The following is a 12,956-nucleotide window of genomic DNA, read 5'->3' on the forward strand; positions in this document are numbered from 1 at the left end:
TCTTCTGACTGGTGTGAGGAAGTAGGTGCGACGTGGAGCCGAAGTTCTCCCTGACCGCATATGTGGTTGTCATGAGTGTCACCGGGATCGCCGTGAGCGTGCTGTCCAACCCGCAGTTCGTGGTCTGGACATCGGTCAGTGTGTGGGCGTCCGGCCTCTTCCTCTGGTTGTCGTATCGATTTCGAACACGCTCGTACCCCAAGCGGCGGATGGCGCACCGAAAGGAGCTAGACCGGTGGGTAGCAGGTCAGTGGGTCGGCCAGGCAGTGGCCTGCATCGGAGCCGTCGCACTGACTTCTTTCGAGGGTTGGCACGTTGAGGCAGTTCCGACGCCGGTCACACCGCTCCTTGTGGGCGCAATGCTTGGATCGGCAGCTGTCTTCGTGTCTGCTCTCGTCGACTGGTACTGGGTCCTTCCCAAGATCTCCGGCATTACAGGTCCCTTGCCCTGCGTGAACGTGGCCGACGGTCAGTTCCGACTAGTGACCAAACTTTGGTTCGCCCATCGGGCAGCAGCAACGGCGATTGTCACAGTCATCCTTGCCGGTATCCCTGGCTATCTCGCGTCGACCTCGGACAGCGGTGCTGAAGGAGCTGCGTGGGCGATTCTTGGTGCCGCGCTCTCGATCGGCTACGGCCGCGTCGGCGGCGATGTGATCTCGGCCTTTGCCTACTTCTTGAGTCCGCCGGTTCGTGTTGCGCGGGTGATCAAGGTACGGCCGGACCCTCGGTCTCACCAGCTCGAAGATGCTTTGATCATCGACGTCTCGATCCAAGGTGCCAACTACAAGACCTTTGCCCAGATAGAGGCAATGGCGGCGCCCGAGTTCGTTGAGCCAGGCACATTGATCAAGATCGGTGAGTTGTCCGATGTGATCACCTCTTCCCGCACGGCTCCCGCGTGCGTGGGCCCAGCAGATTGCATGGGCATGAACTGGTACTGCTTCAGGAACCCGTCCGCGAGCACCCTTGCTGGGGCTAAGTCGGTGCCTGCTCCGTGGGGCGGCGACTGATTGACGGTTGCTTGCTTGCTGGCTTCTCGATATGGACACGGACGCGCATTTAGTCAGCCGCCCAGCACCACAGCGGCAGTTTCAACAGCCTCGTCCGCGGGCCGTCACGTAGCGGCGCCAGTCCTGCCGAGGCGAGTCGCCGCGAAATCTCCCTGCCGGACGAGTTGGGCGCCGATCATTGCCAGCCAGGCGGCGAAAAGCGTGAAGGCGAAGTAGCGCGAGAGCTGCGCAACTTCATCGACGGCGGTGCCGGCAAATGAGACCAACATCAGAGGCGCCATGACTTGGGAGACCCTGATCGCGGATGGCGCTGCACCGGCCGGACGTCCATAGCCATGCAGCGCGGCCGCGGCAGTCGTACACAACGGAATAAGTGGATAGAAGCCGTTATGAATCGCGGCGTGCCACGACCCGTTCGCCGTGCCAGGTAGGTCGGCGGGAAAGGCAACCGCTGCCAGCCCGACGGCCCCAGCGCCAATGAGCATGCCAACCCCTCGACCTCGACGGTCGCCCGATGCCTGGAACACTGCGGCGGCCTGGGCACCAATCGCAACCGCCGAACATGCGAACGCTGCAGACAACACCCAGCCGTCCGGCCCGAGCGCCAACAGACTTGGCCACTGCGTGTCGGTACGTCCAACGGGAGACCAGCCCACACGATCGAGGAAGTCGCGCTGCCTTAACGTGAGTCCGGCCATGACCCCCGGCAACAAGGCGCTGGCAATCATTCCAGCTCGTCCACAAAGGCGGAGCAATCCAGGCTTCACCCAACTGACCGTAGTGCGTCTAGCTTGCAACATGCTTTGATTCGCCTCCTGCCGTCGGGGATTGCATTACCCGCTTGGGCGATCGACGCGCGCCCCTCACGAAGACGTCTGGCCGATCGCCGCAACCACTGTTTCGGACTAGCCTCCAAGGCATGAATCATGACGAGCATCTGCGCCTTCTCGGTGAAGCCACTGGGAGGAGTCAGCAACTCGAGCTATGTACAGCTGTCGGCAACGCTCTAAAACGAGGCCGATGCGACGCTCGAAAACGAGGCCACCGGTTCGTTGACTTCTAGTCTGCCGGGTCTTGGGTTCTGATGCTGGGCAAGGTGTCGATTCCGCGGTTGCGTAGTCGGTAGCTGGCGCCCTTCAGGGTGAGGACGTCGGCGTGGTGAACGACGCGATCGATCATCGCGGCAGCGACGGCCTGGTCGCCGAACACGCCGCCCCAGCCGCTGAAGGGCAGGTTGGATGTGAGGATCAGCGAGGCGTGTTCGTAGCGGGACGAGACGAGTTGGAAGAACAGGTTGGCGGCGTCTTGCTCGAAGGGCAGGTAGCCGACCTCGTCGACGATGATCAGCCCGTAGCGCCGCAGCCGTGCGAGCTCTTGGGGTAGTCGTCCGGCGCGGTGTGCTTCGGTGAGTCGGGTGACCCATTCGGTCGCCGTTGCGAACAGCACCCGGTGGCCGTGGTTCGCCGCAGCGATTCCCAGGCCGGTGGCCAGGTGGGTCTTGCCGGTGCCGGGCGGGCCGAGCAGGACGACGTTGCGGGCTTCGGTGAGGAATCCGCCTGATGCCAGTGATCCGATCTGTTGACGCACCGAGGGTTGGGCGTCCCAGTCGAACTCCTCGATCGTCTTCGGTGCTGCGAACCCCGCGGCACGGATCCGCAGTCGGGCACCGGACGCGTTGCGGGCGGCGACCTCGCGGTCGAGGACAGCGGCGAGGTACTCCTCGTGGGTCCATCCGGCATCGCGGGCGTGGTCGGCCAACCGGCCGGCGGCTTCGGTGATCCGAGGTGCCTTCAGCGCCGACGCCAGGTAGGTCAGCTGCTTGAGTGCTTCGGTTGCGTCGCTCTTCGTCTTGCTACTGCTGGTCGCCATCAGGCCACCTCCTCACCATCGACACCATCGGCAGGACCATCGCTGACGCCACCGTCGCTCAGGGCGTTGGTGAGGCCGCCGTTGATGAGGCCGAAGGCGCGGTCGTAGTCGGCCAGGTCCCGCACCAGGCCGTCATCAGGGTCTGGTGCGGGTCGGGGTTGTTGGTACTGCTCGCGCAGGACCTTCGCCGCAGCGATGTGGGCGGGGTCGGTGATGGTCATCCCGCGTGCCCAGACCCGGTCGTGGGCCGCGACGAGGCGAGCTTCGTGGCGGACTTCGACCCTGGTCAGGTCCGCATGGACGTCGACGAACCTGCCGATCACCGCGGGATCGACCGAGTAGTCGTTGCTGTCGACGCGGACGTAGTAGTCGCGTCCCAGCCGGACCCGGTTGATCCACCCCACCGTCGGCGGCACCGGGGGCAGGGGCAGCATCGCGGCCCGGTCGGCGTTGAGCAGATCGACCGGTCGGGTCTTGATCGTGCGCACGATGCGGGTGTTCGCCTTGGTCAGCCAATCAGCGAACTGGGCGTTGAAGTCGGCCGGTGAGGTGAAGTCACGACCAGGCATGAAGGAGGTCTCGAAGAATCCGTTCCTGCGTTCGACGATGCCCTTCGATTCGGGGTCATAGGGCTTGAGTCGCTGCAGCGTGGTGGCCAGGGTGCCGGTGAAGGCACCGACCCCGTCGGCATGCCGCTTGCCGCGGCCGATGCCGGACTCGTTGTCCCAGATCAGCCTGCGTGGGACACGGCCGAGCAGCTGCAGCAGCATCCACATCGCCAGCAACAGGTCCTCGGTGTGCCGGGTCGGGATCATTCGTCCGACCATGAAGCGGGAGTGCGCCGCGGTGATCACCATGACTGGCAGCAACTTTGTCGTGCCGTCCTCGAGCGGGATCTTCTTCGGCGGGAACCACAGATCGCACTGCGCCGCGTCACCTGGCAGCCACGTCAACCGATCCGAAGGGTCAACCTGTCTGTGGTCAGGCCGCAGCTGGCGGACGTTGTCACGGAACCAAGTGATCGACCCGGTCCAGCCGACGCGTTCGGCGATGACCGTCGCCGGCATGTCCGGCGTCTTGGCCAGCAGTTGACGCACCGCTGGTTCGAACGCAGCAAACGATGTCGGCACCGCTGGTCGCTCGTACTTCGGTGGCGCGTCCGATGCCACCGCCCGTGCCACGGTCGACCGTCCGACGCCCAGGTCCCGTGCGACCTGACGCTGCGGAACACCGTCCGCAACCAGCCGCCGGATCAAAGCCCAATCCTCCACAGAGATCACCCATCCAATCTGTCTGGGTGGCCTCGTTTCCGACCGTCGCTATGGCCTCGTTTTCAAGCGTCGTCGACAACAGCTCAGTTGCTAGCGCGGGCTCTGATCGTTTCTGAATCAAGTGGTCGTCTTCTTGCGAGCAAGATGGGACAGGCGGCTGCACTGCAGGTTCTGGCCGAACTTGCCGATCGGCGCGACTGCGGGAACCTGGACCCGATCGCTTTGGCGAGTTGGGTCGCTGTTGCCCGACGTGCGAACAAGGCACGGAATCATGTGATGCACTCGCCCTGGGTCATCGACCAAGGTGCAGACACCGTGTCGGTTCTCGTCAACGGATCGATGAAGATGGCTTCCCGCAGTGACGATGACCTGCGCGAAGACATCAACGACCTTGCCAGGGCGGTGATCCGGGCGAGCAACCTTCTGGCCTCAGGCAGCACGGTCAGTGATGCCGGTCATGCCTAGGGCAGACCCTGAGCCAAGGGCAGACCCTGACGACCTCAGGGTCTGCTGACGCGTCGAGCAGCAGTGCGGCCTCGATATCCCCAAGGGCACCACGAAAGGCGTACACGGTGATCCTCGATGGAACACCGTCCAACCCGCACTGAAGGTGCGTCAGAGAGTTTTGGCTGTCACGTTCCTTTGGTTTCCCCGGTGACGGGGGCCGCGGTCGCTACTGGTGCATCAGGACCTGGCTGCGAAGGAATGTTAGGTCAGCAGTGAGGCTGCGGCCGCGAGCGGTCGTTTGTCGGCCGCGGCTGTTTACAGGGAGTGCGGAGAGTTCGTCCTCCAGCGCTCCGATCCTGTCGTTGAGTATGCGTAGTCGGCGGCGTGCCTCGGCGGCGTGTGCCTCACCGCAAAAGCGGGCTAGGCGCTTCTCTGCAGTCCTCAGCAGAAGGATCCCGCACTCCGGGAGCCGACATGTGTAGGTGAGGCCACGTCGTCGGTCGGAATGCAGCCAGGCCAAGTCGGGATCGTCGCACAGAGTGCCCTCGTAGAGCATCCTGTGTGCGTATCGTTTCTCGAGACTTGTCAGGCCCATAGCCACATTCTGCCGGTTGTCGGGACTGATGCAAAGGTTATGCCATCTCCTTAGGGGAGATCTGGTTCCATCAGACGTCCACGTCAAAGGACATCAGTTTCTGTCAGACGACCGCCTATGCATCCCGATTGTCAAGGCAGTCCGAGGCTCAGAGTGCAGCGCTTCTGTTGCGTCGAGCAGACCGGAAGCCGGTAGACGAAGAATGTTTTGCCACGGTTCGAGGGCTGCGCTGCGGAGACGGAGGGGTTATAGTCCGATCAACAACTGACGATTTTCTTGAAGAGCCGGAACCGACCTTGCGCCCAAAAAGGGGAGGGCGCGAGGCCGGGGACTGTTGGCGCAGTCCACACCGGCCTCGCTTGACGACGTCATTGGGACACCACCTAAGGAGCACAATGACAACGCCCGACCCCATTTTGGCGGATGCAACCCTTTCGCACCACTTCGGAAGCACCTACGCGTGTCGTCAGGAATCCGCGACCGAAGCGCCCGCGCCGGCCACCCTCGACGAGGCACAGGTGGCTGCTCATCGCGACCACACGACCCCTCATCAGCCCGTCCCGGATAACCGGGCGCCGATAAGGCCGAAGCCCCACTCGGAAGGCGCGGGGGAGCAGCCGACCGGAGACTGCCGCAGCGCGAATGGAACCGCTGTCGTCGAACAGTTCGACCATGCCGACCCGAACGAACAGGCGGGGCCGGCAGGACTCGGGCCGCATGACGGACCTTGGCTTGTGTTGTTGGACGGTGACATCGCTGACGTTGCTGGATGCATGTACGAGGCGAGGTTGATGGCCCGCCATCTGGCCGACGTCAACGAATCCGTCGGGCAATGGAAGGTCATCGAAGTGGTCCCGGCAGCTTCGCACCTGAGTTGACGCATGTCCGCCCAACTCCCGGCGTTCGACGACAGCGGGGCCAACAGCAGCTCCCGATCGAAGGATCAGGTCGACCGGTCTGTCCCGGCTTCTCGGCAGACGCTGCAGGTCCCCCCGCTTGATCGATACCGAACGCCTTCCGTTCTGCGGGCCCCCATCGTTGGACAACGCAAAGGAACGAAGTCAGCCTTCACCGAACGCCGGACCGGTTCGGTCGTGGGCGCCGCTCGCCTTCCGCTGCTACTCGAGCTCCTCAGTGACGACAAGCTGAGGCGCACGGTGGCACAACAGACACGAATCCAGATCCGGGAACGTGGCAAGGCGAAGGAGGTCGACCTCAGCGATCTGGTCGAAGCGAATGTCCGGAGCATGCAGGAGGTCCGACGACCAGCCGCCTGGGCTAGACGTTCGACCCCATCGGGCCTGTTCATCCAACGCGCGAAAGTGCTCGACGACGAGACCGGCGGACAGGTGCCAGGTAGCGACGACTACATGGTCTGGCACGAATCGGCACTTGAGAACGGGCACCTCATCGTGGTCGCGGCCGACGCACGATTCGCTGCCTTCACGACCCAGGCACTGGACCTCCAATGGAGCCATAAGGGAATGGAACTCCAGCACCTTCCGGACCTGATTGTGGAACTTCGATCCGGAGAAACGATGGTTATCGACTGTCGCGACGCGGACTACCGAGATGACGAAACCTTCATTGCACAGGTGGCTCTGACTGCGTCACTGTGCCGCGAGATCGGTTGGCGATACGAGCTGTGGGATCGCTTGCCCAAGCAACTCGACTGCAATCTGCGCGACCTTGAGAATTTCGTCATCGTGGAGACGTCAGTCGGCGACGCCTCTCGCGACCTCTCCGGTCACTGTCCCGACGGGTTCCGCACGGTGGCTGGCTTCAGGGCCTACGCACAATCGCGACTCGACCGAGGGGACGCTACTGCTGCCCTCAAGCACGCGCTGTGGTGCGGCTACGTGCAGACCGACCTGACCTGCGCGATCCAAATGCACACCGAACTCTTCCCGAGCGACGAGCACGAACCGGGACTGGTCCTCGACGGACCCTGGCGAGAGGTCGTGGTCGCATGAGCCGCAACAACCACACCATTCGATTTGAGACGAGCATGCAGACAGCCGCTGGTGGGCCGAGCTGATGCCGCGTCGCCCCGCTGTACCCAAACTCATCATCGGCCGAGACCTCATCGTCGCCCTGCCTGACGGACCTTCGCGCGTCATTGACTTCATTCGTACGGATGACATGGAACTGAGAGTGCTCCTCCGCCTGCCGAACGGCGACGAGGTTACAAAAACGCTCGACTGGCTCGTTCACACCCTTCAACTGGAGAACTCGATCCTGGACCAGCCGGCACCGATCCCGGTTGACGACCACCTTTGGAACAGCCAAACCGAGGAGAAGAAGCAGCAGATCGACCAGCGTATGCAGGACCTCGCGATGATCCTGACCGGCGATCCCTTCGGTCACATCGTTAACGGCACCGCCCGCGGTGAACGTTTCGTCGTTCCGCGGTTTGACCCCCGAGACGTCACACTCGAAGAGCGGTATGCGCGGATGTCGCACGACATCGACCAACGCAAACGCGACGGGATCAAGGTCTACGGCGGGTCCGCCCCGGACACCCTCAGGGGCCAACTCAGGCTCGTGCGGCGCACCGGCGACAAACGCCTCCTCATCCACGGCAACCAAGGGACAACCAAGTCCCAACCGGTGCCTGACGAGGTACAGAAGATCGTCGATGACTACGTCGCAAAGCACGTAGGCGGGTCCAAACGGAGCATCAAGAGCCACGTGTCGCTATTGCGTGAGGCGATCACCGGAGCAGGTCTTTCCGACGAAACCTCAGTGCGACGACTAGAGAAAACGTTCAAACGCTCAGCTCAAGGGCGTGGCTTCTATCAACACTCCTCGACCCAGCAAGGCAAGGACGGCCGACCCAAGCGCGACCGTGCCGGGCAGTGGAGCGAGGTCGTGCCGTTCAAGTGGATGGAGATCGACAGCACGCCCGTCAACGCGGTCGTCATCGATCAGTACGGCAAGACGGTCACCGTGACGCACTGCCTAGTCGCGGTGTGTGCCGTCACTCGAATCGTTGCCGGCCTGCGCCTTGTGACCAGCTCGAATCCCTATGACTCACGCGAAGTCCGCGGCCTGCTTTGGGACTGCATCCGCGGCTCCATCGGCCCCGCGAGAAGTGCCCTTCGTGCATTGGACCTGCCAGCCTGGGTCGACATCGATCCCACCCCAACGCTCCCGACGCGCTTCGGTGCCGCGAACACCGACCGCGGCGCCCAGTTCAACTGCTTCGGGACCATCAGCGCGCTGAACAACCTCGGCTCCCATGCCCGCCTCAACGACCCCGCAACGGGCTACCAGAAACCGCATGTCGAGGCCGTCCACCGGACATTCGACGCCTTCTTCCAGACAATGCCCGGCTACAAGGGTGCCAACACAATGGACCGCGGCCGCCACGTCGAGCGCGGCCCGATGCTCCGTGTCGAGGACATGCTCGAACTCGTCCGATGGTTCATCGACCAGATCTATCACCGGCGAGAACACTCACAGCTCTACTACCCAGACTTCCCTGGGAGGCGCTTCAGCCCGTTCGAGTACTTCGACCACCTGGTCAAGGGTCCGGGCGGACGGCTGTCAATGAATCAGGACCTGTCCGTGGCTCTCGGCCTGCTGGAAACGAAGAACTTCGCGTTACAGCAGAAGGGTCTATTCATCGACCACCGCTGGTACAACTCCCAGGAACTGGACGACCTCAAGGACCGGAACCTTGGCGACAAAGGCCGCCCCGGTTTACGCGTTCAGGCTTGGATCGACGACCGGCACCCTGAGTTCGTTTACGCGCTGCCCCCCAACGTCACGGCACCCATCGCCATCAGAGACATCGATTCGATAGCGCCCGCTCCACCCCTCGCGGATCTCTTGGATCGTGAACTGCGTGACGCCGTAGGCGTAGAGGCGCTGTTCGGCAGTCAACGAGTCGAGACCCGTGAACAGGTTGACGAGGCACAGCAGGCGCTCATCCACGTAGCCAACACGCTCGCGGTCACTTGCGTGGCGCCAAAGGCCAAGTCTGGGCGGATCAAAGCAAGCACCTCTGACGAGCGATCGCCACTTGAGTCCGCCGACACGGCGCTCGCCACCCAACCCGCTGGACGTACCGGACGCTCGAAGCGCCCGGCCGCTGCGGGAGCCGACGAGCGCATCACCAAGAGCAGCCAACCCGATTCACCGGCTGACGACCTGGCCGCCAGCTTCGAACGAATTCTTGGCGAAAGGAAGCAAGGATGACCGAACGACGATCGGCCACCCACCCCACAAGCCTCAGCGGCCTGAAGGACCTCGTCGCCCATCAAGACTTCCTCCAAAACGACCGGCCAAGAGTCGACGACTCTGACCGGATGCGCCGCCGCTACAACGGCCGAATCTCCTTCCTGGAACATCGGGCCAACCGCGCATTCCTCGACACCGGTCAAGAGTGGATGGAGATCAACGAAGGCCGAATGCCAGCCCGGTGGCTGGGTCTTGAAGGAGCCTTCCACACTGGAAAGTCGGAGACGGCAGCGATGCTCGCGCTGAAGGTCTGTCGAGACGTTTGGGGGGAGTTCGGACACGAGGTCGAGGACGCCGAGGGGCGTCACGTCATCTACCCAGTGGTCTATGTCGTTGCCGGCGCCAACGACACCGAGCGTCAACTGTGCGAACAGATGATGTTTGCCCTCGACATGCCCGAACCGGCACGTAGGGACACTACGACGACCACTGCGGTGTTGAACCTGATTGCGGCTCAGATGCGACGCAGCCGGACAGAATTGCTGTGCATTGACGACACGCACCAAATTCAGGTGGGACGTGGCCGCCACGTGACCAAGTTCTTCAAGAAGACCTTCTCCACCCTTCCCGTCACCTTGCTATTCATCGCCGACCAACTCGACGAGACCTGGCTGCTCAAGCCATCAGGGAGCGATCCAGAGAATCAGAAGGCCGCGCAACAGCTGGCGGAGCGAAAGATCGTTACGACTTACGTGCCTGTCCCTGTGAGCGCTGCCGGCCAGTCAGAGTGGATCGAATTGGTGCAGTTGTGTCTTGATGCGCCGGTCCTCCAGCACGACCACACCCTCACCGGTGTCGACTACGCCTGGCTCCTGCAAATGTGTCAAGGGCACCGCGTCAAACTGCTCGAAACCATGATCCTTGCGTCACGCCGAGCCGTCGGCGGCTCCGAAAGAATTGACCGACCTGGTCTAGAGGAAGCCGCACGAGTCCTTGAGGGCGACTCGTGACGAGGATTCCGTCGATCCCCCGTCTGCCAGAGGGCGAGTCCTTCACCAGTCTCGTGCGTCGTCTAGCCGTGATGCACAGCCTGACCGAGTTGGGTGCAATCCAGACGCTAGGTCTCAGTTCCTTGCCGGTTAGAGGGCCCGGCCTGCTCGACATTTGGGGGTTCGGCAGCGCCGAACTCCGCACGCTGACGGCGAGTACTGGATTGACCACGCAGGAGATCGGGTCGTTGACTCTGCCCGGCCGGTACCCAGCGCTCGTGCGTCTAGGTGGCTTGAGTGGAGTTGATCCATGGGGCAAGAGTTGGGCCTGCCGGGGAATCCACAGGACCTCATCGCCGGCGTGCATGCCCTGTCTGAGAGAGGACCCGTTGACGTTCCCGGTGTCATGGCGAATCGGCTATTTCCCTGCATGCCTTCATCACGAGGTCTATCTAACATCCTCGTGTGCTGGATGCCATCAAGCGCCCGCCCGGATCCTGTATGTAGGGACGCACCGCCAGAAATATTGCCGCGGTCGCTGCAAGTTCGTTGATGGTGAGCCCGCAAAGTCAGAGGTCATGGCTGCCCAACGGCGCCTCGCTGGCCTACTCGCGGCAGGGTCATCCGAAGAGACTGATGCTCTCTCGGCAACCCTCGATTATCTCTGGTATCTATGTCGGTCGCCCAAGAAGAATGCCCGGAGCTTGTCAGTGACGGAGTCGCCTGCGGAGATTGGGCGTCGACTGGCCATCGCTTCTGGTTGGTCCGAGATGAACCCCGCGGCCGTCGCTGGCGATCCCGAATTTCGCCGCACGTGTAAGCACCCGCTGAACAAGGAAGCCGGCCGCCCGTACCGAAGTGTTGCGTTGAGCAAAGCTTCGGGTCTGGTGCTCGCCGAAATGCGGGCCGCACGCCCGAAGCCAAGAGAGTCGGGGCCCTTGGTACGGCTCTCGGTACCGCATTTCATGCCGGTCGACCTTCACGTCAGATACACATCGGACTTGATCTACGACAGTTGGAAGACCCCGAAGGGTCTGCATTTTCAACGATCGCGGCGCATCGCAGCAATGGCAGCATTCGATGATTTCGACCAACCTCGGAGCCGCGCTGTCTCGGCGGTCAGGGAGCGCCTCGAGGAGCGGGGCCAACTCGAGGCGTGGCTTCGCGCGCTCACCAAAGCGACGGAAGCGTTGCGTCGCAACCCGCAGGTGTTCGGCGCCACCCTGTCCGATGTCGACCTATTTTCGGTCAACTTTCGACAGGACTCCTGTGCCGACTTGCCATTGGATGCTGCCGTCCTGTGGTTCCTCAGGGACCACAGGTGTGTCGACTATCTGGCTCGTCTTGGGTGGTCGCCAACTCGTGCAAGGGATGCGGGTATTTCCGAGTTCCATGCACGGAGGTCCGACACCTGCGGTCGTTGGAACCTCATCGAGGAGCGACTCAAAGCGGCCGCCGCGGTTGCGGACACTGGGTGTCGAGATGGTTCTCAGACTGCCTAGCCTGCCTCCCTCCGGCCCAGGCGCCGACGAGTCGCTCGAGAGCTACATCGAACGCTGCGCCCGGCTGCTCCGGAGCAGCCCAGAGGCACTAGTAAAACGGGTCGGTATCGATGCCGACCCAACCGGCCTCAGCTCGCGTCTCCTGTGGCCGACCCCAGGTCACGTCGCTGCATGGGCCGTGGGACTGGACCTTTCGCCGCAGATTATCGAAAGCATGACGCTGCGTAGGTACACCCTTCCGCTCTCACTTCCCCAAACGATCAGCCCAGAGGAACTCGGGCGCCTCGCAGCTCAGCGCTGGATCTTCGTTGCCGGCAGCCGCTACTGCACACGCTGCCTCGACGAGACTGGCCAATGGCGCATCGACTGGCGCCTACCCCTCAACACACGATGTTCGCGGCACGGCCTACTCCTCCGAGACTCCTGCCCCAGCTGTGGCGGATGGCCGCGCTCAGGTCACGACAACACCGCGTCGGCACGTTCGTTCCAAGGCGAATGGCGCGATCCCACGCGCTGCTATCTCTCCCAGCACTTCTCCAGCCGTGGTACCGGGCGAGCAGCCATGCCCTGCGGCGCCGACCTCTCCACGCCCCACAGCGACCCGATTGCAGCGTCGGCGGCTGACGGCCGCATCGCTGCGGCCATCGCCGGGCGCGACACCACCCTGCTGGGACGAACAACATCATCCGGCGAGGCGCTCAGCCTATGGCGAGAACTGACGACACTTTCCGCATGGCTCACCCACACCCGGGACCAACTGAAACCGCGCCCCCTCCGCTCGGCCCCTCGGTCCGCCGGAACCGCCCGACGTCTGGTCGCGACCTCGATACAAGTCCTCTCCGCCGACTCGGCCGCTGAGGGTGCAGATCAACTCCTCCGAATCGCCCGCACCGCAGGCATTGAACCGGACCGCCACTGGTTCCGTGACCGACTCCCCAAACAACCCACACCCGCAATGGCTCAACTGGTCGAAGTCGCGCTGTCCCAATCAGGACGATTCAGCACCCGCATCACCAGAACCCGGCCACAGGATCCCCTATGGGGCTACACCGCAGACCAACTCCCACAACGATTCTGGGCTTGCG

Annotated in this window: 10 protein-coding genes; 7 read left to right on the plus strand and 3 right to left on the minus strand. The window is 63.0% G+C overall.

The window, feature by feature from the left end:
• Positions 1-32: 32 nt before the first annotated feature.
• The gene (locus HRC28_RS02840) at positions 33-1,013 is read left to right on the plus strand and encodes a hypothetical protein (RefSeq protein WP_182378687.1); all 981 of its coding nucleotides are present in this window, start codon (positions 33-35) and stop codon (positions 1,011-1,013) included.
• Positions 1,014-1,117: 104 nt separating this feature from the next.
• On the opposite strand, the gene HRC28_RS02845 is transcribed toward HRC28_RS02840, so the two are convergent.
• The 3 genes from HRC28_RS02845 to istA form a co-directional block, all read right to left on the minus strand.
• Positions 1,118-1,741, minus strand: a complete 624-nt coding sequence (locus tag HRC28_RS02845; RefSeq protein WP_182378688.1) for a DUF998 domain-containing protein — start codon at positions 1,739-1,741, stop codon at positions 1,118-1,120.
• A gap of 331 nt (positions 1,742-2,072) precedes the next feature.
• Positions 2,073-2,882, minus strand: coding sequence for an IS21-like element helper ATPase IstB (gene istB / locus HRC28_RS02850; RefSeq protein WP_182378689.1), 810 nt, complete (start codon positions 2,880-2,882; stop codon positions 2,073-2,075).
• Positions 2,882-4,162: an IS21 family transposase gene (istA, locus tag HRC28_RS02855; protein WP_237111674.1), complete on the minus strand. Its 1,281-nt coding sequence runs from the start codon at positions 4,160-4,162 to the stop codon at positions 2,882-2,884. Before istA ends, istB begins: the two co-directional genes overlap by 1 nt.
• Positions 4,163-4,297: 135 nt before the next feature.
• Here istA and HRC28_RS02860 point away from each other — a divergent pair, with 135 nt between their 5' ends.
• The 6 genes from HRC28_RS02860 (at position 4,298) to HRC28_RS25275 (ending at position 11,871) form a co-directional block, all read left to right on the plus strand.
• Positions 4,298-4,618, plus strand: a complete 321-nt coding sequence (locus HRC28_RS02860; RefSeq protein ID WP_182378690.1) for a hypothetical protein — start codon at positions 4,298-4,300, stop codon at positions 4,616-4,618.
• A 972-nt stretch (positions 4,619-5,590) separates the two neighbouring features.
• Complete coding sequence (locus tag HRC28_RS02865) at positions 5,591-6,073, plus strand: hypothetical protein (protein WP_182378691.1); 483 nt, start codon at positions 5,591-5,593, stop codon at positions 6,071-6,073.
• Between the two features lie 3 nt (positions 6,074-6,076).
• Complete coding sequence (locus tag HRC28_RS02870) at positions 6,077-7,168, plus strand: hypothetical protein (RefSeq protein ID WP_182378692.1); 1,092 nt, start codon at positions 6,077-6,079, stop codon at positions 7,166-7,168.
• Between the two features lie 64 nt (positions 7,169-7,232).
• Positions 7,233-9,398: a hypothetical protein gene (locus HRC28_RS02875; RefSeq protein WP_182378693.1), complete on the plus strand. Its 2,166-nt coding sequence runs from the start codon at positions 7,233-7,235 to the stop codon at positions 9,396-9,398.
• Positions 9,395-10,390 (plus strand): AAA family ATPase, encoded by a 996-nt coding sequence (locus tag HRC28_RS02880; RefSeq protein ID WP_182378694.1) that lies wholly within the window; start codon positions 9,395-9,397, stop codon positions 10,388-10,390. Before HRC28_RS02875 ends, HRC28_RS02880 begins: the two co-directional genes overlap by 4 nt.
• Before the next feature lie 689 nt (positions 10,391-11,079).
• Entirely contained in the window at positions 11,080-11,871 is a 792-nt protein-coding gene (locus HRC28_RS25275) for a hypothetical protein (RefSeq protein WP_237111675.1), read from the plus strand.
• The last annotated feature ends 1,085 nt before the right edge of the window (positions 11,872-12,956 follow it).

Source organism: Nocardioides sp. WS12 (assembly GCF_014108865.1).
In the GTDB taxonomy this organism is placed as follows: domain Bacteria; phylum Actinomycetota; class Actinomycetes; order Propionibacteriales; family Nocardioidaceae; genus Nocardioides.